Annotated in this window: 19 protein-coding genes; 10 read left to right on the top strand and 9 right to left on the bottom strand. The window is 74.4% G+C overall.

Annotated elements, in window-relative coordinates; translation table 11 throughout:
• Positions 1 to 2 precede the first annotated feature (2 nt).
• Positions 3 to 410 (bottom strand): VOC family protein, encoded by a 408-nt coding sequence (locus V5O49_RS14685; protein WP_332902854.1) that lies wholly within the window; start codon positions 408 to 410, stop codon positions 3 to 5.
• 75 nt (positions 411 to 485) lie between these two features.
• On the opposite strand from V5O49_RS14685, the gene V5O49_RS14680 reads away from it, so the two are divergent.
• Both V5O49_RS14680 and V5O49_RS14675 read left to right on the top strand, forming a co-directional pair.
• Complete coding sequence (locus V5O49_RS14680; protein WP_332902853.1) at positions 486 to 2039, top strand: amidohydrolase; 1554 nt, start codon at positions 486 to 488, stop codon at positions 2037 to 2039.
• 1 nt (position 2040) lies between these two features.
• Entirely contained in the window at positions 2041 to 2391 is a 351-nt protein-coding gene (locus V5O49_RS14675; RefSeq protein WP_332902852.1) for a TraR/DksA family transcriptional regulator, read from the top strand.
• A 16-nt stretch (positions 2392 to 2407) separates the two neighbouring features.
• Here V5O49_RS14675 and V5O49_RS14670 read toward each other — a convergent pair whose 3' ends face one another.
• The gene (locus tag V5O49_RS14670) at positions 2408 to 3685 is read right to left on the bottom strand and encodes an ATP-binding protein (RefSeq protein WP_332902851.1); all 1278 of its coding nucleotides are present in this window, start codon (positions 3683 to 3685) and stop codon (positions 2408 to 2410) included.
• Positions 3686 to 3865: 180 nt separating this feature from the next.
• Here V5O49_RS14670 and V5O49_RS14665 point away from each other — a divergent pair, with 180 nt between their 5' ends.
• From V5O49_RS14665 to V5O49_RS14650, 4 genes are all read left to right on the top strand, one after another.
• A complete protein-coding gene (locus tag V5O49_RS14665) occupies positions 3866 to 4504 on the top strand; it encodes a nucleoside/nucleotide kinase family protein (RefSeq protein WP_332902850.1) in 639 nt (212 codons plus the stop codon).
• 97 nt (positions 4505 to 4601) lie between these two features.
• On the top strand, positions 4602 to 5999 hold the full coding sequence (locus tag V5O49_RS14660; protein WP_332902849.1) for a class-II fumarase/aspartase family protein: 1398 nt from the start codon (positions 4602 to 4604) through the stop codon (positions 5997 to 5999).
• A gap of 107 nt (positions 6000 to 6106) precedes the next feature.
• On the top strand, positions 6107 to 7729 hold the full coding sequence (locus tag V5O49_RS14655; protein ID WP_332902848.1) for a hypothetical protein: 1623 nt from the start codon (positions 6107 to 6109) through the stop codon (positions 7727 to 7729).
• Positions 7730 to 7814: 85 nt separating this feature from the next.
• Positions 7815 to 9608 carry an LPXTG cell wall anchor domain-containing protein gene (locus V5O49_RS14650; RefSeq protein WP_332902847.1) on the top strand — a complete coding sequence of 598 codons (1794 nt, stop codon included), beginning with the start codon at positions 7815 to 7817 and terminating at the stop codon, positions 9606 to 9608.
• Between the two features lie 193 nt (positions 9609 to 9801).
• Here V5O49_RS14650 and V5O49_RS14645 read toward each other — a convergent pair whose 3' ends face one another.
• A complete protein-coding gene (locus tag V5O49_RS14645) occupies positions 9802 to 10155 on the bottom strand; it encodes an ArsR/SmtB family transcription factor (protein ID WP_332902846.1) in 354 nt (117 codons plus the stop codon).
• 84 nt (positions 10156 to 10239) lie between these two features.
• Here V5O49_RS14645 and V5O49_RS14640 point away from each other — a divergent pair, with 84 nt between their 5' ends.
• The 4 genes from V5O49_RS14640 (at position 10240) to V5O49_RS14625 (ending at position 13854) form a co-directional block, all read left to right on the top strand.
• Positions 10240 to 11628, top strand: coding sequence for an FAD-dependent oxidoreductase (locus V5O49_RS14640; protein ID WP_332902845.1), 1389 nt, complete (start codon positions 10240 to 10242; stop codon positions 11626 to 11628).
• A gap of 81 nt (positions 11629 to 11709) precedes the next feature.
• The gene (locus V5O49_RS14635) at positions 11710 to 12027 is read left to right on the top strand and encodes a hypothetical protein (RefSeq protein ID WP_332902844.1); all 318 of its coding nucleotides are present in this window, start codon (positions 11710 to 11712) and stop codon (positions 12025 to 12027) included.
• A gap of 127 nt (positions 12028 to 12154) precedes the next feature.
• Entirely contained in the window at positions 12155 to 12838 is a 684-nt protein-coding gene (locus tag V5O49_RS14630) for a GntR family transcriptional regulator (RefSeq protein WP_332902843.1), read from the top strand.
• Entirely contained in the window at positions 12835 to 13854 is a 1020-nt protein-coding gene (locus V5O49_RS14625; RefSeq protein ID WP_332902842.1) for a 1-aminocyclopropane-1-carboxylate deaminase, read from the top strand. Before V5O49_RS14630 ends, V5O49_RS14625 begins: the two co-directional genes overlap by 4 nt.
• A 3-nt stretch (positions 13855 to 13857) precedes the next feature.
• Here the strand turns inward: V5O49_RS14625 and V5O49_RS14620 are convergent, their stop codons facing one another.
• Genes V5O49_RS14620 through arsB form a run of 6 tightly spaced genes read right to left on the bottom strand, consistent with a single transcriptional unit; the run spans position 13858 to position 20149 of the window.
• The gene (locus V5O49_RS14620; protein WP_332902841.1) at positions 13858 to 14580 is read right to left on the bottom strand and encodes a cation efflux transmembrane domain-containing protein; all 723 of its coding nucleotides are present in this window, start codon (positions 14578 to 14580) and stop codon (positions 13858 to 13860) included.
• 10 nt (positions 14581 to 14590) lie between these two features.
• The gene (locus tag V5O49_RS14615) at positions 14591 to 15898 is read right to left on the bottom strand and encodes an APC family permease (RefSeq protein ID WP_332902840.1); all 1308 of its coding nucleotides are present in this window, start codon (positions 15896 to 15898) and stop codon (positions 14591 to 14593) included.
• Positions 15895 to 17592: an FAD-dependent oxidoreductase gene (locus tag V5O49_RS14610; RefSeq protein WP_332902839.1), complete on the bottom strand. Its 1698-nt coding sequence runs from the start codon at positions 17590 to 17592 to the stop codon at positions 15895 to 15897. Before V5O49_RS14610 ends, V5O49_RS14615 begins: the two co-directional genes overlap by 4 nt.
• Positions 17589 to 17999, bottom strand: a complete 411-nt coding sequence (locus tag V5O49_RS14605; RefSeq protein ID WP_332902838.1) for an arsenate reductase ArsC — start codon at positions 17997 to 17999, stop codon at positions 17589 to 17591. Before V5O49_RS14605 ends, V5O49_RS14610 begins: the two co-directional genes overlap by 4 nt.
• A gap of 12 nt (positions 18000 to 18011) precedes the next feature.
• A complete protein-coding gene (locus tag V5O49_RS14600) occupies positions 18012 to 19034 on the bottom strand; it encodes a metalloregulator ArsR/SmtB family transcription factor (protein WP_332902837.1) in 1023 nt (340 codons plus the stop codon).
• Positions 19031 to 20149 carry an ACR3 family arsenite efflux transporter gene (gene arsB / locus V5O49_RS14595; RefSeq protein WP_405001187.1) on the bottom strand — a complete coding sequence of 373 codons (1119 nt, stop codon included), beginning with the start codon at positions 20147 to 20149 and terminating at the stop codon, positions 19031 to 19033. Before arsB ends, V5O49_RS14600 begins: the two co-directional genes overlap by 4 nt.
• Positions 20150 to 20227 lie beyond the last annotated feature (78 nt).

Below are 20227 nucleotides of genomic sequence, written 5' to 3'. Positions count from 1 at the left end.
GTTCAGTCCTCGTCGCCCTCGAACCCGATCAGCCAGTGCAGGCCGAACCGGTCGACGACCTGTCCGTCCGAGGCTCCCCACGGGCGGGTCTGCAGGTCCTCGACGACCCGACCTCCCACGGACAGCCCGGCGAACCAGCCCCGCAGCGTGGACGGGGCAGCCGCTCCCAGGAGCGACAGCATCATGCCCTCGCAGTGCAGGGGCGTCTCCCCCTCGGCCGCGTCGGCGGCGAAGAGATCCACCGGCCCGTCCGTGAGGTAGCCGTGGGCGATGGCGTCCGCGGGCCCGTCGGTCCGGCCGAACTCGGCGAAGGTGTGCAGCTGGGCGCTGCCTCCGAAGACCTGTGCGTAGAAGGTCAGCGCCTCCCGGGCGGTGCCGGCGAGAGCGAGGTACGGCGTCGGTGCGCTCATGCCACGACGCTAGCGCCCCGCTCGCCCCGCGTCCGGGCGGGGCACGCCGGGGACCGCACCGATTACGGTGTCCGCGTGACCGTCCTGCACCTCGCGAACGCCCGCCTGGCCGGGCATCCCGACCGCCCCGTGGACGTGCTGCTCACCGACGGGCGTGTCGCCGCCGTCGTGCCCACGGGCGCTCCGCTGCCCGGCGCGCTCGGTCTCCGGCGCGGTGCCGCGGAACGTGTCGACACCGGCGGTCGCACGGTGGTCCCCGGGCTGTGGGACGCCCACACCCACCTGACGCAGTGGGCGATGGTGCGCCGCCGGCTCGACGTCTCGACCGCCACCGGCCCCGCGCACGCCGCCGCCCTGGTCGGCGCCGCGCTCACCGACGCCCGCCGGCACCCGGCGCCCGGCCGCCCCTTCGTCGGCTTCGGGTTCCGCTGGGCCACCTGGGACGACGAACCCACCTCCGACGTCCTGGACGCCGTCGCCGGCGAGATCCCCGTCATCCTGCTCTCCGGCGACCTGCACTCCGCCTGGGCCTCGACCGCCGGGCTGCGCTACCTCGGCATCGCGCACCACCCCACCGGGCTGCTGCGCGAGGAGGAGTGGATGCCGGCGTCGCCGGCGATCGTCACGGTGTCCGACGCCGACGCCGACGAGCTCGTCTCCGACGCGGCGCGCGCCGCCGCCGAGCGCGGGGTCGTGGGGGTGGTCGACTTCGAGGTCGACGACAACCTCACCGCCTGGCGGCGCCGGGCCGCGGCCGGCTGGGACCGGCTGCGGGTGCGTGCCGCCGTGTGGGAGCAGCACCTCGACGCCGTCCTCGAGGCCGGGCTGCGCCACGGCGACGCCCTCGTCCCGGACGGCGGGCCGACGGCGGAGCTCGTCACCCAGGGCCCGCTCAAGGTGATCTCCGACGGGTCGCTCAACACCCTCACCGCCTTCTGCTTCGACGACTACGTCGGGTTCGCCGGGCCCGACGCGCACGGCATCCTCAACGTCGCGACCGACCATCTCGTCCCGCTCATGTCCCGTGCGCACGAGGCCGGGCTGCGCTGCGCGATCCACGCCATCGGCGACCACGCCAACGCCCTGGCGCTGGACGCCTTCGCGGCCTCCGGCGCCCGCGGTTCCGTGGAGCACGCGCAGCTGCTGCACCCCGACGACGTCGCCCGCTTCGCCGCGCTCGGCGTCGTCGCCAGCGTGCAGCCTGAGCACGCCATGGACGACCGCGACGCCTCGGACGAGCTGTGGGCGGGCCGCACCGACCGCGCCTTCCGGCTGGCCGACCTGCACGCGGCCGGGGTGCCGCTCACCCTCGGCTCCGACGCGCCGGTCGCCCCGCTGGACCCGTGGTTCGCCGTCGCCTCGGCCGTCACCCGGTCCCGTGACGGCCGCGACCCGTGGCACCCCGAGCAGCGCATCGACCTGGCCACGGCGCTCGCGGCCTCGACCGACGGCCGCGGGGTGCGGGTCCGGCCGGGAGACCCCGCCGACCTGGCCGTGCTGGAGCTGGACCCGCTCACGCTGTCCGACGACGGCACCCGGACCGGTGTGGTGACGCTCGCCGAGTCGCTGCGCGACCTCCCGGTGGCCGGCACGCTCGTGGCCGGCCGGTGGACCTACCGGGGCTTCTGAGATGTCCGACGGCGGTGGTCCGGACCCGGTCGGGACGTTGCGCGCCCGCCTGGCCGCGGCCGAGGAGCGCATCGGCCGGCAGCGGGCCGTCGTGGACGGCATCGTCGCCTCGGTGCGGGGCGAGAACGTCGACGACGAGCACGACCCGGAGGGCGCCACGCTCGCCTGGGAGCGCCAGCAGGCCGCCGCGCTGCTCGCCGAGGCGGAGCGCGAGCGCGACGCCCTGCGTGCCGCCCTCGGCCGGGTGGAGGCCGGGACCTACGGCGTGTGCGAGGTGTGCGGGCGGGCCATCCCGGCGGGCCGGCTCGAGGCGCGGCCGGCGGCGACGCGGTGCGTGGAGCACGCCCGGTGAGCGCCTGCCGGGAGTGCTACGGGGCGAGCAGCGCCAGCGGGACGACGGCGACGCCGTCCTTGCGGCGGTAGGCAGAGGGTCCCGTGGTCACCACGACACGTTCGAGGACGCGGTCGCCGAGCTGGTCGTGCAACCAGTTCAGGTGGCGGACGTCCTTGTCGCTCACGCTGCCTGCCAGCTTGACCTCGATCGCGACGAGCTTGCGGTCGGGCCGTTCGACGATGATGTCGATCTCGCGGTTGGTGTCCTTGGTGCGCAGGTGTCCGACGGTCGCTCGAGCGCCGTCAGCGTAGACCTTGATGCTCTGGACCACGAGCGACTCGAACAAGGCTCCGAGCCAGGTGCCGGTGTCGGCTCGTGCCGCAACGCGGTCCCCTTCTCCACGCAACAGACCGTCCTGGGTGACGCCCACGAGTCGTGCCGCGAGTGCCGGGTCCACCAGGTGGTGCTTGGGCGTCCTGGTCAGGCGCTTGAGGGGGGCGAACAGAGGGAGCCATGCGGGTACCGGGTCGAGGATGAACAGGCGCGAGAGGTGCTCGCGGTAGATGTCGACCGTCTGGCGAGCGGGTTTGTCGCCGTCGCCGGTGGTGGCCGCGTCGAGAATCGTGCTGTACGAGGCGTCCGTCGCTGTGGCGGCACCGTAGGCGGCGAGCCAGCCGGTCAGCGCCTCGGGGCGGCGGACGTGGATGCCGTTCTCCGGGAGCTCGCGCTCGACGATCCGTGCCAGGTAGCTGTCGAGCTGGACGTGCCGGGCGGGCTCCGGGAGGTGTCGGATCCCGGGGAATCCGGACCGGAGGATCTCGTCGACGTAGTGCGGCAGCCCGACCTCCGACGTCCCGGTGATCTCGGGGCGGTGGCCGTCCAGGAGGGTGCGTAGTGAGACGGTCGGCGTGCTGACGGCTCGTTCGGCGAACGACAGGGGGCGCATCGTGAGGGACACGATGCGCCCGGCGCCGGAGTGGATCCGGGTTCCGGGCGCGACGCCCGCCGAACCCGCCAGGAGGTATCGCCCGCCGGTGAGGTCGTCGTCGACGGCGCGCTTGATCCGGTCCCAGACCGGCGGCTCGAGCTGCCACTCGTCGACGAGGACCGGGGGCGGCACCCGCGTGACCTGGCCGACGTCGGCCGCGACCGTCTGCCGCTGGAGATCGTCCGCGAGGTTGACCACGGTGCTGGCCCGTTGTGTCGCCGTCGCGGTCTTGCCCACGCCTTTGGCGCCCTCGAGCGCGATGGCGGCCAGGTGCGGGAACAGCTCGTCCAGGGCGTCGTCGATGATGCGTCGGCGGTACCGCATGGCGGAAATCTAACAGATGGCCGCCAATCTATCTAACAAATTGCGATGCCCCCATCTGGCAATCAGCCGGGTCTCTGTCCGACAGATGGTCGGGTGGAGGAGCCGGAGCGGGCGGCGAGCAGCGGGGCGCCACCGGGACTGCCGGACCTGGAACGGAAGGCTGGGTGAGCATCTGGTGGCGTGTGTGAGCATGACCGGGTGCGGGTGGAGTCGGTGACCGTCGACGGCGTGGTGAGCCACGTCGTCGACCGGGTGCTGTCCCAGGACGCGGACCGGCCGGTACGGCTCGTCGTCGACGGCCACCCGTCCACCCACCCGGAGAGCCTCGCCGACGCGCTGGTCCCGCCGCTGCAGGTCGCCGGGCGCCCCGTGGCGCGGGTCCGGGTCCGGGACTTCTGGCGCCCCGCCTCCCTGCGGCTCGAGCAGGGCCGGCGGGACCCGGACGCGCTGCTCGACGACTGGATCGACGTCGACGGCCTCAACCGGGAGGTGCTGACCTCCGTCGTGCGGCGCGGCCGCTGGCTGCCGTCCCTGCGCGACCCGGACGTCGACCGCCCGACGCGCGCGGCGTACGTCGAGGCGGCGCCGGGCACGGTGGTCGTGCTCGACGGGTCGCTCGCCCTCGGCCGGGGGCTCGACGTCGACCTCGCCGTCCACCTCGCGCTGCGCCCGGCCACCGAGACGCGTCGCACCCCGCTGGACGAGGCGTGGACGCTCGCCGCGTACACCCGGTACCGGCGCGAGGCGGCGCCCGAGCGGCGGGCCGACGTCGTCGTCCGGTTCGACCACCCGGACCGGCCCGCGCTCCTGGGCCGCTGAGAGGCCGCTGACCTGCCGCGACGCACGACGTTGCCCTGCTCGAAACATGACCGGGGCAGAATGCCTCCATCGACTCGCACGTCGAGGGGAGCTGGACATGATCGTCGCGCCGTTCGGGCGTTTCACCGAGGGTCGGGTCCCCGACCCCGGCATCGCCGCGCTGTTCACCCGGGAGAACCGGTGGCAGGCGCGGCTCGACGTCGAGGCCGCGCTGGCGCTCGCCGAGGCCGACGCCGGCGTCATCCCCAAGGAGTCCGCGCGGGCGATCGCGCTCACCGCCCGCATCGAGAAGCTCGACATCAAGCGCGTCCTCGCCGCGACGGCCGAGGCCAGCCACCCGCTGGTGCCGCTCATCGAGGAGTTCGCCCGCGCCGTCGGCTCCAAGCACGGCGGCTGGGTGCACTGGGGCGCCACCACGCAGAACATCACCCAGACGGCCGACGTGCTGGTGCTGCGCGACGCGCACCGCGTGCTGCTGCGCCAGCTCGGCGGCGTGCTGCGCGCCGCCGCGGCGCTGGCCGAGGGGGCCGCCGACCTGCCCATGGCGGGGCGCACGCACTCCCAGCACGCGGTGCCGGTCACCTTCGGCTTCAAGGTGGCGGTGTGGATCGACCAGCTCGTGTCGCACACCGAACGGCTCGAGCGCCTGGACGACCGGCTGTTCTGCGTGCTCATGGGCGGAGCGGCCGGCACCTTCGCCTCCTTCGGGGACGCCGGGCGCGTCATCGAGGCGGGCGTCGCCCAGCGGCTGACGCTGCACCCGATGCGCGTGCCGTCCCGGTCGGTCAACGACGGCATCGTCGAGCTCGTCCTGGTCCTCGCCCAGCTCGCGGGCACGATCGGCAAGATCGGCAAGGACGTCTACGCCCTGATGCAGCCGGAGTTCGCCGAGGCGTTCGAGCCGGTCCCGGACGGGACCGTCGGGTCCTCGACCATGCCGCACAAGCGCAACCCGCAGCTCGCCCTGGACCTGCTGACGATGTCCGCCGAGCTGCGCGCCCTGGCGGCGCCGGCGCTGGAGTCGATGCTGCACGACCAGGAGGCCAACGGGGCGATGACGGCGCTGCTCGAGGACGTCTCGGCGTCCGCGGCGGTGCTCGCGGGCGACATGCTGGCCCGGCTGCAGGTCATCATGGCCGGTCTCGAGCTCGACCCGGCCCGGATGCGGGCCAACATCAAGCTGTCCGAGGGCATGATCGGCTCCGAGGCGCTGATGCTCGCCCTGGGGGAGAAGATCGGTCGGCAGAAGGCGCACGACGTCGTCTTCGAGGTCGCCCAGGCGGCGGCCACGCAGGACCGCCCGTTCCTGGAGCTGCTGCAGGCGGACCCGCTCGTGGGTGGTGCCTTCGACCCCGACGAGCTGCGCGAGCTCATCGATCCCGCGAGCTACCTGGGGCTGTCCTCGCAGATCGCGGCGGACCTGGCCGAGTGCGCGATCCTCACGGCAGACCGCCTCGACCGGCTGCCCGAGCGCGCCCCGGTGATCACGCGCTGAGCTCCCGACACGCCCGCCGTCCGGGTTGCACAGATCGGTTGCTCCCGGCACAGTGAGTGACGTCACAGCCCTGAGCAGGGCCGATGTGCGACACGCAGGGGGAATGCATGACGCGCGCGGACAGCGTCCCGCAGGCACGGTGCCTGCGCCGCTGGACGCTGCGCGCCCTCGGGGTCGCCGTCGGCGCCGTGACCACCACCCTCTGCCTCACCTCGACGGCCGCTGCCGCCGACGACACCGGGTCCGGCGACGGCTCCGGCGGTCTGCTCGGCGGGGTCGTCTCCACCGTCACGGACACGACCGGGACGATCGTCGACGACGTCGTGGAGCCGGTGACGACCACGCTCGAGAAGACCGTGGAGCAGGCGACCCAGCCGGTCGAGGCTCCCGAACCCGCACCTGAGCCGGAGCCTGCACCCGAGCCCGAGCCCGAGCCGGAGCCGGAGCCCGAGCCCGCACCCGCGCCGGAGGCCGCGCCCGAACCGGCACCTGAGCCCGAGCCGGAGCCCCAGCCGGCCGAGACCTCGGCGCCCGCCGAGCAGGAGCCGGCCGGGACGAGCAGCTCCGGGACCTCCGACGAGCAGCAGAGCGGCTCGTCGACGCAGCCCGCCGCCGCGGAGCAGGACGAGAGCACCCCGGAGGCGGAGTCCTCCACGGCTGGCTCTTCCGAGACCGAGTCCTCCGAGACCGGGTCCTCCGACGCGCTGCCGTCCGAGGACTCCGGCGGAAGCATCCTCGGTGACGTCGTCGGGAGCGTGACCGACCCCGTCGAGGACGTCACCTCGCCGGTGGGCGACCTGGCGGGCGAGGTCGTGACCGGCGTGACCGAGCCGCTCACGGATCCGGTGCTCGACCCCGTCACCGAGACGGTCGCCCCGGTGACCGACACGGTGGGTGGTGTCCTCGCGCCGGTGACCGACGCCGCCGCTCCGGTGCTCGACCCCGTCGGGTCGGTCGTCGGCACCGTCGCGGACACGGCGTCCCCGGTCCTGGAGCCGCTGAGTCCCGTCCTCGACCCGCTCGGCCCCGTGCTGACCGACGTCACCGAGCCCGTCGCCGGTGTCGTGGACCCGGTGCTGGAGCCCGTCCTGGATCCGCTGGACCCGGTGCTGGACCCCGTGCTGGACCCGCTGGACCCGGTCGTCGAGACGCTGGACCCCGTGCTCGACCCCCTCGACCCCGTGGTCGACACCGTGCTGCCCGGCCGGGACGAGGATCCCTCCACGGGCGACGGCTCGGTGCCCGGACCGGTCACCGACGGGCCCGCCGTCGTCGCGCCGACGGACTCTGCGCCGACGGGCCCCGCGCCGGCCGGCCCCGCGTCCGCCGTCGAGGAGGCCCCGGCGGCCGTCGAGGCGGCGGAGCCCGCGCCGGTGGCGGCGGCCGCCGACCGCGCCGCGCAGCAGGTCGAGCCTCGTCCGGAGACCACGCCGGCCTTCGCCGCCGTCGTCCCGGCTCCGGCTGTCACCGTCGAGCACCCCGGCGCGACCGTCCGTTCGACGACCGCCGCCCCGGCGGCCGGCGGACCGGCCGCGTCGGCTCCGCAGCTCAGCACGAGCGCGGCGGGCGGCGCCTCGAGCAGCCTCCGCGGTGCGTCGGGCGCCGGTGACGCCGGGGCCCAGCTGACCGGCCGCCCGCTCGCGGGCGCCACCACCTACCTGGTGCCCGCCGTCGACGCCTTCGTCCACCTCCCCACCCCCCACTCCGAGATTCCTGTCTCTCCTGCCTGACGTGGCCTCGCCGCGCCCGTGAGCGCGGCACGCCGCGGGTGGCTCCCGCCGCCCGCCCACCACGTCAGGAACAGGAGAGACAGTCATGCGTACGAACGCGCGCCGAGTGCTGCAGTCAGCACTCGTCACAGGCGGCCTGCTGGTCGCCGGGGCCTGGACGGCCCACGCTGCCGAGGACGACGTCGTCGACGTCGAGATCGGCGAGGACACCTCGGTCGAGCTCAACCTGGCCGAGGTCACCGAGGAGTCGAACGACGCCTCGCTCGACACCCCGATCGACCTGCCCGAGGTCGACACCGAGCCGGTCGAGGAGCTCGTCGACGACATCGTCGGCGAGGACGGGCCGGTCGACGACGTCCTGGGTGCCGACGAGCCCACCGAGACCACGACGGACGACGTCGTGGACGCCGTCGCCGAGGACGTCAGCCAGACCGTCGAGGACGCCACCGCCGGTGACGTCGAGGCGGTCGTGGAGGACGTCGCCGGTGAGGACGGGATCGTCGACGACGTGATCGAGGACGGCGGGTCCGACTCCGCCGCCGACGGCACGGCCGGGACGGTCACCGAGACGGTGGAGGACGTGGCCGGGACGGTCACCGAGACCGCCGAGGACACCGACGGGTCCACGGGGTCCGACGGGCTGTCCGGGACGGTCGACGCCGTGCTCGGCGAGGACGGCCTCGTCGACGACGTCCTCGGTGCCGACGAGCCCTCCGAGGGTGTGACCGACGAGGTCGTCGAGGAGACGGTCGACAACGTCGAGACCACCGTGGACGACGCCCTGGAGGGCGACGTCGACGCCGTGGTGGACGACGTCGTGGCCGACGACGGCGTCGTCGACGACGCGCTCGAGGACGGCGGCGTGGACGCCGCCCTCGACGAGGTCGACGCCGTGGTCAAGGACGCCGACGGTGCGCTGGGCGCCGACGGGGCCGTCTCGGAGACGGTCGACGGGCTGCTCGGCGAGGACGGGGTCGTCGACGACGTCCTCGGTGCCGACGAGCCCTCCGAGGGCGTGACCGACCAGGTCGTCGAGGAGACCCTCGACAACGTCGACGGCACGCTCGACGAGCTGCTCGAGGGCGACCTCGACGGCGTGGCCCGCGAGGTCCTCGACGAGGACGGTGTCGTGGACGACGCGCTGGAGGACGGCGGCCTCGACACGGTCGTCGCCGACGTCGTGGACTCCACCGGCACGCTCGACGACCTGCTCGGGACGGATGACCTCGTCGAGGGCACCGTGGACGGGATCGCCGGTGAGGACGGCCTGGTCGACGACGTCGTCGGGCCGGACGAGCCCGAGGAGGGCGTCACCGACGGCCTGCTCGACGAGATCCGGAACGACCTCGACGAGACCGTGACGGAGCTGCTCGAGGGTGACCTCGTCGGCGTCGTGGACTCGGTGCTCGACGAGGACGGCCTGGTCGACGACATCCTCGAGAACGGTGCCGGCGACGGTTCCGACGGGAACGACGGTTCCGACGGTGGGGACGACGGTTCCGACGGGAACGACGGTTCGGACGGGAACGACGGTTCGGACGGGAACGACGGCTCGGACGGCTCGGACGGCTCGGACGGCACCGACGGCACCGACGGCACCGACGGCACCGACGGGAACGGCACCGATGGCTCCGGCAATGGTTCCGACTCCGGCACCACGGGCGGCATGACGACCGGCGGATCCGACGGATCCTCGGGCGTGCTGACCTCGTCGTCCGGCGGTTCGGCCTCGACGGTGACGTCCTCCGGCACCGGGATGCTCCCGCAGACGGGTGCCGAGACCGGTCTGCTCGGTCTGGCCGGCCTGCTGGCCGCGCTGGGGATCGCCCTGGTGGCCCAGCGTCGTCGGACGCTCCGCCCGGGCGTCGTGACCGGCTGATGGCCGGCTGACCCGAGGCCACGTGGCCGAGCCGGTGCGGTGCCTGGAGCGTCGCAGGGGGGCGCACCACGCCCGCGCCGGCTCGGCGTGGCCCGACAAGCTCGTGACCGGCCGCCGGTCGGTCACGGAGAGACGGCGTGGGTCCGGTCCGTCGCTGGGGAGCGCGCCGGACCCACGCTGTCGCCCTGTCCGCTCAGAGGGAGCGCAGGTCTTCGGACACCTGGTCGAGGGCGCCGGGCGTGAGCGCGTAGTAGGCCCACCGCCCGCGCTGGCTGCGGGTGAGCAACCCTGCCTCGACGAGCACCTTGAGGTGGTGGCTGACGGTCGGCTGGCTCAGCCCGACCGGTGCGGTGAGGTCGCAGACGCACGCCTCGTGCCCTTCCTGGGCGGCCACGAGGGAGAGCAGCCGGACCCGCGCGGGCTCACCGAGGGCCTTGAAGACCCGGGCGAGCGTCGCGGCGCGGTCGTCGTCGAGCCCGGTCGCGGCCGGTGCGGTGCAGCACGCGGGCGGTGCGGCCTCGGGGGCGGGCGCTCCGGTCGTCGTCATGGCCTCATCTTGCCACGTATCGACAAGTGTGGATATGTTGTCGACCCAACAACGTATAGACACTCATCGATCTGGAGGCGTGGCATGGGGACGACGACGGAGCATCCGGTCGTGGTGATCGGCGCCGGCCCGACCGGCCTCGCCGCCGCGGCGCACCTGCTCGAGCGGGGCCTGGACCCGCTCGTCCTCGAGGCCGGCGATGGTCCCGGGGCCGCGATCGCGCAGTGGGGGCACGTCCGGCTGTTCTCGCCGTGGCGGTACTGCCTGGACACGGCCTCCCGGCCCCTGCTCGACGGCGCCGGCGGGTGGGAGGTGCCGGACCTGGACGCGCTGCCGACCGGCGCCGACCTGGTCCACGACTACCTCGAGCCGCTCGCGGCGACCCCGGCCCTGCGCGACCGGATCCGCTACGGCGTCCGCGTCACCGCCGTCGTCCGCGACGGTGCCGACCGCACGCGCTCGCTCGGGCGCGAGCGGCGCGCCTACCGCGTCCGCACCCGGAGGTCCGACGGCGGCACGCGCGACGTGCTCGCCCGTGCCGTGATCGACGCCTCGGGGACCTGGACGCGTCCCAACCCGGTCGGCGCGCACGGGATCCCCGCCGTGGGTGAGTCCGACGCCGGGGCCTACCTCACCGGGCCGCTGCCCGACGTCCTGGGAGCTGAGCGCGACCGGTTCGCCGGCCGGCACACGCTGGTCGTGGGGATGGGCCACTCCGCCGCCAACACGCTGCTCGCGCTCGTCACCCTCGCCGGCCAGGTGCCCGGCACCCGCGTCACGTGGGCCGTCCGCGGCGGGTCGGCCCGCCGCCTGTTCGGCGGCGGCACCGACGACGCGCTGCCCGCCCGCGGGCTCCTGGGCAGCCGGCTGCGCGAGGCGGTCGACGCGGGGCGCCTCGAGCTGGTCACGCGTGCCGCGGTCGACGAGCTCGTCCCGGACGGCGACGTCGTGCACGTGCGGGGGAGCGGTCGTCGCGACGGCGTCGACGGGCCGCTCGACCTCGCGGTGCACCAGGTCGTCGGCGCCACCGGGTTCCGTCCGGACCTGGACATGCTGCGCGAGGTCCGGCTCGACCTCGACCCCGTCGTCGAGGCGCCCGTCCGGCTGGCCCCCCTGATCGACCCGAACCTGCACTCGTGCGGGACCGTCGAACCGCACGGGGAGTCGGTGCTCCGCCACCCCGATGCCGGCTTCTACCTCGCCGGCATGAAGTCCTACGGCCGGGCGCCCACGTTCCTGCTCGCGACCGGCTACGAGCAGGTCCGTTCGATCGCCGCCGCGCTCGCCGGGGACCGGGCGGCCGCTGACACCGTGCGGCTCGAGCTGCCGGCCACCGGCGTCTGCTCGACCGACCTCGGTGGAGACGGTGGAGGCGGTGGAGGCGGTGGCGACGGTGCCGACGGGGCAGCGTGCTGCGGGACGACGGCGGAACCGGGCCCGCAGCCCGTCGAGCTGACGCTCGCGCCCCGCTAGCCCGCTGCCGGCGCGGTGGTGGCCCGCGCGATGGTGGCCGAACGCCGCGCGGGTGCCCACGCCCGGTGCCACAGTGGTGCCATGACCTCGCGCCCCGCGGTCCGCCGCGCCGCTGCCGCCGTCCTCGCCGTCGTCGTCCTCGCCGTGGTCGCCGCCTGCGCCGCGGGCCCGAACCCCGGCCTCGACACCGCTCCGCCGGGTGCCGAGGACCCGGCGGGGTTCTGGTTCGGCCTCTGGCAGGGCATGATCCTGCCGGTCACCTTCGTCGTGTCGCTGTTCACGGACACCGTGTCGATCTACGAGGTCCACAACAGCGGCAACTGGTACGACTTCGGGTACGTGCTGGGCATCTCGTTCGTCTTCGGCGGACCGTTCGGGGCGAGCCGCGCGCGTCGCTGAGTTCCTCGTCCGGCGCCGAGGTGCGCCGGACGGCGGCCCGTCGACCCGGCCCGCCGACCAGCCCGTCGTGACCACGTCGCGCGGCAGAGGCTTGACGCGGACGCGTGCATGGCGTGCAATATATTGCATGCCGGTTCCTGCCGAGACGCTCCCGCACCGTCCGCTCCTGCGCGACGAGGTCTACGCGCGGCTGCGTGACGCCATCGTCGACGGCACGCTCGCGCCGGACGAGCAGCTGCGGGACGCCGAGCTCGCTGCCTGGCTCGGCGTGAGCCGCACACCGGTGCGCGAGGCGCTCCTCGAGCTCGCCCGGGCGGGGCTGGTGCGTGCCGTGCCCGGCCGGTCGACCGTCGTCGCACCCCTGGACGAGACGAGCGTGCGGGACGCCCAGTCGGTCGTCGCGGCGATGCACCGGGTGGCCGTCGAGCAGGCCGTGCCCCGGATGACCGCCGACGACCTGGACCGCATGCGCGCCGCGAACGCAGCGTTCGCCGCGGCGCAGCGGAGCGGCGACCCGGACGCCGCGATGGTCGCCGACGAGGAGTTCCACGCCGTCGCGCTCGACGTCTGCGGCAACGCCGCCGTCCGGGACGTGATCGCCCGCTACGAACCCGTGCTGCACCGCGCCGAGCGGCTGCGGTTCGCCTCCCACGAGGGCCGCGACTCCGTGGCCCGCCACGACCGGCTCGTCGCCCTGTGCGCCGCGGGCGACACCGCCGGCGCCGCGGCCGTGGCGGAGCAGACCTGGCTCAGCCTCACCGTCCCCGGACGGCCGGAGACCGTACGACCCGACACCGAGGAGACACCGTGACGCTCGACGACTTCCCCCGCTACCCGCTCACCTTCGGCCCGAGCCCCCTGCAGCACCTGAAGCGGCTGTCCCAGCACCTCGGAGGCGCCCAGGTCTGGGCCAAGCGCGAGGACGTCAACAGCGGTCTCGCGTTCGGCGGCAACAAGGTCCGCAAGCTCGAGTACATCGTGCCGGACGTGCTCGCCTCGGGCGCCGACACCCTGGTGTCCATCGGCGGGTACCAGTCCAACCACACCCGCCAGGTCGCCGCCGTCGCCGCCCACCTGGGCCTGAAGGCCCGGCTGGTGCAGGAGAAGTGGGTCCCGTGGGACGACCCGACCAACGACAAGGTCGGCAACATCCTGCTCTCGCGCATGATGGGCGCCGACTCCCGGCTCGACGACGCCGGGTTCGACATCGGCATCCGCGACTCGTGGAAGTCCGCGCTGCGCGAGGTCGAGGAGGCCGGCGGCACCCCGTACCCGATCCCCGCCGGCGCCTCCGAGCACCGTCTCGGCGGTCTCGGCTTCGCGAACTGGGCGTTCGAGGTCGCCCAGCAGGAGAAGGAGCACGGCGTCTTCTTCGACACGATCGTGGTCTGCACCGTGACGGGCTCCACGCACGCGGGCATGATCGCCGGGTTCGCCGCCCTCGAGGAGCTCACCGGCGTGCGCCGCCGCGTGCTCGGGATCGACGCCTCGGCCACCCTCGACAAGACCCGCGACCAGGTCGGCCGGATCGCCCGGCACACCGCCGAGCTCATCGAGCTGGGCCGGGACCTGCGGGACGACGAGGTCCAGGTCCTCGACGGCTGGGCCGGCGACCTCTACGGCATCCCCGTGGAGTCCACCGAGAACGCCATGCGGCTCGGGGCCGAGCTGGAGGCGATGATCACCGACCCCGTCTACGAGGGGAAGTCCCTCGCCGGGCTGATCGACCTCGTCGGCAGCGGCGACGTCCCGCGGGACTCCACGGTCCTCTACGCCCACCTCGGCGGGCAGCCGGCGCTCAACGCCTACCACTCGCTCTGGTCGTAGCGGTCAGCGGTCCGCCGAGCAGCAGTCGTCGCCGCAGCCGCAGGTGCCGCCGTCGGGCCCCTCCGATCTCTCGGCCCCGATCATCGCCGCGACGGGGGTGCAGCAGGCGTCGCCGCGCCAGGCCTCGAGTCCTTCGCGCACCGCGACGGCGGCGATGACGAGCGCCGCGAGCGGGTCGGCCCAGGTCCAGCCGAGCGTCGAGTTGAGCACCAGCCCGACGAGCAGCACGGCGGACAGGTAGGTGCAGATCAGGGTCTGCTTGGAGTCGGAGACCGCCGAGGCGGAGCCGAGCTCCCGGCCGGTGCGGCGCTCGAACCAGGACAGCAGCGGCATCACGGCGAGGCTCACGGCGGCGAGCACGATGCCGACGGTGGAGTGGTCGGGCTCGGCGGCACCGAGCAGGGTGCGCACGGCGTCGACGGTGACGAACGCGGCCAGGCCGAAGAACGAGAAGGCGATGACGCGCAGCGCCACCCGTTCGCGCCGGTGCGGGTCGGGAGCGGCGAACTGCCAGGCCACGGCGGCGGCGGAGAGCACCTCGACGACGGAGTCGAGCCCGAACCCGACCAGGGCCGCGGACGAGGCGAGACGGCCGGCCGTGAGGGCGACCACCGCCTCGACGACGTTGTAGGCGATCGTCGCCGTGACGATCCAGCGCACCCGGCGCTCGAGCACCGCCCGGCGCGCCGTCGTGAGCGAGCGAGGGCCGGAGCCGACGGAGGTCATGGCACCCACGCTATCGGCGTCCGCGCCGGACCAGGCGCACCAGGATCCCGACGGCGAACACGCCGGCTCCGGTGAGCACCGCCGCCACGGGCAGCGTCACGACGAGCACGAGGCACGCCACCAGGCCGAACCCCTGCAGCAGGCGGGGGTACAGCCGGTGCTCGCCGGTCTGGGTCCACGCCGCGGCGTTCGCGACCGCGTAGTAGAGCAGCACGCCGACGCTCGAGAACCCGATGGCACCGCGCAGGTCGACCGTCAGCACGAGCACCACGACGACGGCGGCCAACGTGACCTCCGCACGGTGCGGGACCGCGAACCGCGGGTGCACGGCCGACAGCCATCCCGGCAGGTCGCCCCCGCGCGCCATCGCCAGCGAGGTGCGCCCGATCCCCGCCACCAGCGCGAGCAGCGCCCCGAGCGAGGCCGCGGCCGCGCCCACGCGCACGACGACCCCGGCCCAGGCCGAGTCCTCGACGGCCGCCGCGAGCGGCGCCGTCGTCCCCGCGATCCCCTCGAGGCCCAGCGAACCCAGCAGGGTCACGGCCACGACCGCGTACACGACGACGGCGCCGGCGAGCGCCAGCAGCACCGCCCGGGGGATCGTGCGACGCGGGGCGCGCACCTCCTCGCCCATCGTGGCGATGCGCGCGTACCCGGCGAAGGCGAAGAACAGCAGCCCGGCCGCCTGCAGCACGCCGTACGCCACGGCCCAGCCGCCGTCGGACGCCGCGCCGCCGTCGGACAGCGGCGAACCTGCCGGGCCGGACACCCCGGCCCACACCACCGCCGTCCACGTGGCCAGCACCAGCAGCACCACGGCGACGATCCACCGGGTCAGCCGGGCCGTGCGGGTCACGCCCCGGTAGTTCACCGCCGCCAGCGCGACGACGGCGGCCGCCGCCACCGGGCGCTCCCACCCGGGCGGGGCCGCGTACGCGGCGAAGGTCAGCGCCATCGCCGCGCAGCTCGCCGTCTTGCCGACGACGAACCCCCAGCCGGCGAGGTAGCCCCACCACTCGCCGAGGCGCTCGCGGCCGTAGACGTAGGTGCCGCCGGCCACGGGGTACTGCGCGGCCAGCTGGGCGGAGCTGGTGGCGTTCGCGTAGGCCACCAGGGCCGCCAGCGCCAGCGCCCCGAGCAGGGCCCAGCCCGTCCCCGCCGGCAGCACGGCGCGGGCGGCCGGGGCGAAGGCGGCGAAGACGCCGGCGCCGATCATCGAGCCGAGGCCGATCGCGACGGCGTCCTTCGTGCCGAGGCGGCGGGCGAGCTGGGTCACCGGGTCGGGTCCTTCCGGGGTCGTGGGGGCGTGCGCGCTCATCCTGGCAGGCCGCGGCCCCGGACGTGGCGCTGGTAGGTGGTGTTGCCGCCGGACAGGTTCGCGACGTCGGCGAACCCGAGCCCGCGCAGCACGTTCTGGCCGGCGTTGCCGGTGACGCCCTTGTTGCAGTAGGTCACCGTCGGCAGGGCCGGGTCCAGCTCGCCGGCCCGGCCCCGCAGCTCGGCCAGCGGGATGTGCACCGAGTCGTCGACGGCGGATCTCGCGCGGTCCTTCGCCGAGCGGACGTCGACGACCTGGATCGTCTCGCCGCCACCGCGACGGCGGTCCAGGTCGGCCGACGACACGAGCGCGGCACGGTCCGTCACCGCGCCGTCGAGCGCCATGCCCGTGTAGTGCACCGGGTCCTTGGTGGTGGCGAACGTCGGGGCGTAGGCGAGGTCGAGGTGGAACAGGTCCTCGGCCCGCGCGCCGAAGGTGATCGCGGTGGCGAGCACGTCGACCCGCTTGTCCACACCCGACGGGCCGACGATCTGCGCACCGAGCAGGCGCCCGGTGCCGCGGTCGGCGACGGCCTTGATCAGCATCTCCTGCCCGCCGAGGTAGGCGGGCCGGTCCGGCTTGATGTTGTGCACGACGACGGGGTCGAACCCGGCCGCGCGGGCCCGGTCCTCGGTGAGCCCGGTCTGGGCCACGGCGAGGTCGAACACCCGCACGATCGAGGTGCCCAGGATGCCGCGGTGCTCCAGGTCCCCGCCGGTCAGCGCGTCCCCGGCGATGCGCCCCATCTTGTTGGCGGTCGACCCGAGCGGCACCCAGGTCGGCTCACCGGTGATCAGGTCGAAGCTCTCGGCGACGTCCCCGACGGCCCACACGTGGTCCACCGACGTGCGGCCGACCCGGTCGACGGCGATCGCCCCGGTGTCCCCGACGCGCACGCCGGCGGCGCGGGCGAGGTCCAGGTTCGGCCGGACGCCCACCGCGACCACGACGAGGCCGGCCTCCACGAGGTGCTCGGCGCCGTCGCGCCCGACGACCCGCACGGCGCGTGCCGCGCCGTCGTCGGCCGGCTCGATCGCGGTGACCTCGGCGCCGGTCAGCAGCTCGACGCCGTGCTCGGTCAGCTCGTCGTCGACCCGGTCGGCGACGTCGGCGTCCAGCCGCGGCATGGAGTGCGCCTCCATCTCGACCACGGTGACGTCGAGGCCTCGCCCGACGAGCTGCTCGGCGGTCTCGAGCCCGATGTACCCGGCACCGACGACGACCGCCCGCTCCACGCCGCGCGACTCGATCCACGTGCGGATCGCCCGGGCGTCCGACGGGGTGCGCAGCGTGAAGACGCCGTCGGCGTCCGTCCCGGGCAGCGGCGGCACGACGGGGGAGACGCCGGTGGCGAGCACGAGCTCGTCGTAGTCGTCGGTGGACGTGGTCCCGGTGGCCAGGTCGCGGACGGTGACGGTGCGCGCTGCGGCGTCGACGCCGGTGACCTCGCGGCCGGTGCGCACGTCGATGTCGTAGCGCTGCGCGAACCACGCGGCGTCGCGCGGGGTGAGGTCGTCCATCGACTCGACCTCGCCGCCGAGATAGTACGGCAGCCCGCAGCCGGAGTAGGAGATGTCGGCGTCGCGGTCGTAGACCACGATCTCGGCGTCCTCGGACCCGCGGCGGGCCTTGGCCGCCGCGGAGGTGCCGGCTGCGACCGAGCCGACGACGACGATCTTCGGCGCGGCGCTCATCCGGCGACCCGTACGTCGAGCGAGGCGAGCAGGTCGCGCACGCGCCGCTCGATCTCGTCCCGGATCGGTCGGACGGACTCGATGCCCTGGCCGGCCGGGTCGTCGAGCTCCCAGTCCTCGTAGCGCTTGCCGGGGTAGATCGGGCAGGCGTCGCCGCAACCCATGGTGATGACGACGTCGGAGGCCTGCACGGCGTCGTCGGTGAGCACCTTGGGCTGCTCGGCGCGGATGTCGACGCCCTGCTCGGCCATCGCCTCGACGGCGACGGGGTTGATCGAGTCCTTCGGGGCGGACCCGGCGGACCGGACCTCGACGCCGTCGCCGCCGAGGGCGCGCAGGAACCCGGCGGCCATCTGGGAGCGGCCGGCGTTGTGGACGCAGACGAACAGCACGGAGGGGGTGGTCATGTCGGGTTCCTCTCAGAGAATCTCGTCGAGCAGGCGGTGGACGCGGGCGTCGAGCTCGGCGCGGATGGCCCGGACGCCGGCCGGTGAGGCCAGCGCCGGGTCGCCCACGACCCAGTCCTCGTACCGCGTGCCGGGCAGCACGGGCACGGAGTCCCCGCAGCCCATGGTGACGACGACGTCGGCGGCGCGCACGGCGTCGTCGGTCAGCGGCTTGGGGAAGAAGACGTCGTCCGGAGCGCCGAGCTCCTCGAGGACCGGGCGGACCACGTCGTGCACGTCGCCCGCGGGCGTGGAGCCGGCCGAGCGCACCACGACGCGGTCCCCGGCGCTCCGGGCCAGCAGCGCGGCGGCGAGCTGGGAGCGGCCGGCGTTGCCGACGCAGACGAACAGCACCTGGGGCGGGTGGTCGGCGTCGGACCCGGGAGCCTCGATCGTGCGGTTCTTGGCGGCGTCCGCCAGGCGCTGGCGGGCGAAGTGCTCGGTGAGCGCGACGAGGTGGACGGGGATGCCGCCGCGGCGGGCCAGAGCGGTGTACGACTCGCGCACGACCCGCAGCGCCTCGTCCTGGGTGGTACCCGGGATGCGCTCGGCCAGGGACTCGGCGAGCCGGCCGAGCTCGCGGTCGACGTCGACCAGGCCGTGGAGCTCGGTCCACCGCCCGGCGCCCGGGTCGTCGGCCGTGGCGACCCGTCCGGAGTCCGCGACGGCCGGGGCGAACCGGTCCAGCAGCGTGGTCACGGCCGTGCGGTACACGGGGGCGACCCGGTAGAACACCGAGGTGCCCCGCCGCTCGGCGTGCAGCACGCCGACGTCCCGCAGCACCTTGAGGTGGTGGGAGACCGTGGGCTGGGAGACCTCGGCCAGCTCGGCGAGGTCGCCGACGTGGGCCTCGCCGCCCGGGGCGGTGGCGATCGCGGACAGCATGCGCAGGCGCAGGGGGTCGGCGAGCGCCTTGAGCACCCCGGCGACCGCGACGGCCACGTCGGGGCCGAGGGCGCGGCCGTCGGCGGGGACGGCTGACGGTGCGACGGTCATGAGCGGACCTCCTCGTCCGAGGGCAGGGTGCCGAACCACCGGCGTCCGACCCACAGGGTGACGTACACGAGGCCCACGAGCACGGGGACCTCGATGAGCGGCCCGACGACGCCGGCGAGCGCCTCGCCGGAGGTGACGCCGAAGGTCGCGACGGCGACGGCGATGGCGAGCTCGAAGTTGTTGCCCGCCGCGGTGAACGCGAGCGTGGCCGTGCGGGCGTAGCCCAGGCCGAGTGCCTTGCCGACGACGATGCCGAGGCCCCACATGATCGCGAAGTAGGCGAGCAGCGGCAGGGCGATCCGGGCGACGTCGCCCGGATTCTCGGAGACCTGCTCACCCTGCAGGGCGAACAGCAGCACGATGGTGAACAGCAGGCCGTACAGCGCCCAGGGCCCGATGCGGGGGACGAACCGCTCCTCGTACCAGTCGCGTCCCCGGGTGCGCTCGCCGATCGCCCGGGAGGCGAAGCCGGCGGCGAGCGGGACGCCGAGGAAGACGAGCACGTTGAGGGCGATCTGCCCGACGGAGACGTCCAGGCCCGCGGTGTCGAGGCCGAGCCAGCCGGGCAGGACGGTCAGGTAGAAGTACCCCAGCACCGAGAACATCACGACCTGGAACAGCGAGTTGATCGCCACCAGCACGGCGGCGGCCTCCCGGTCGCCGCAGGCCAGGTCGTTCCAGATGACGACCATGGCGATGCAGCGGGCGAGGCCGACGATGATCAGACCGGTGCGGTACTCGGGCAGGTCGGGCAGGAAGACCCAGGCGAGGGAGAACATCAGGGCCGGCCCGACGAGCCAGTTGAGCACCAGCGAGCTGACGAGGAGCCGCTTGTCGCCGGTGACCGCGGCGACCCGGTCGTAGCGGACCTTGGCGAGCACCGGGTACATCATCACCAGCAGCCCGAGCGCGATCGGCACCGAGATGCCGCCGACCTCCATCGCCTCCAGGGCGTCGCCGAGCACGGGGACGAACCGTCCGAGCAGCAGACCGGCGACCATCGCCAGGCCGATCCACAGCGGCAACCAGCGGTCGAGGGTGGACAGGCGGGCGCGGACGGGCGCCTCGGCGGTGGTGGTCAACGTGCTCTCCCTCGTCGCTGATTCGATCGACATCAATATAGACGATCATCTATCCAAGAGTCCATCGGGGCGCCTCTTGCCCAGGGTTGAACACGTGTTTAGTCTGGTGAG

Source organism: Isoptericola haloaureus (assembly GCF_036689775.1).
Lineage (GTDB): Bacteria > Actinomycetota > Actinomycetes > Actinomycetales > Cellulomonadaceae > Isoptericola > Isoptericola haloaureus.
This window is presented reverse-complemented; position numbering and strand designations above follow the sequence as displayed.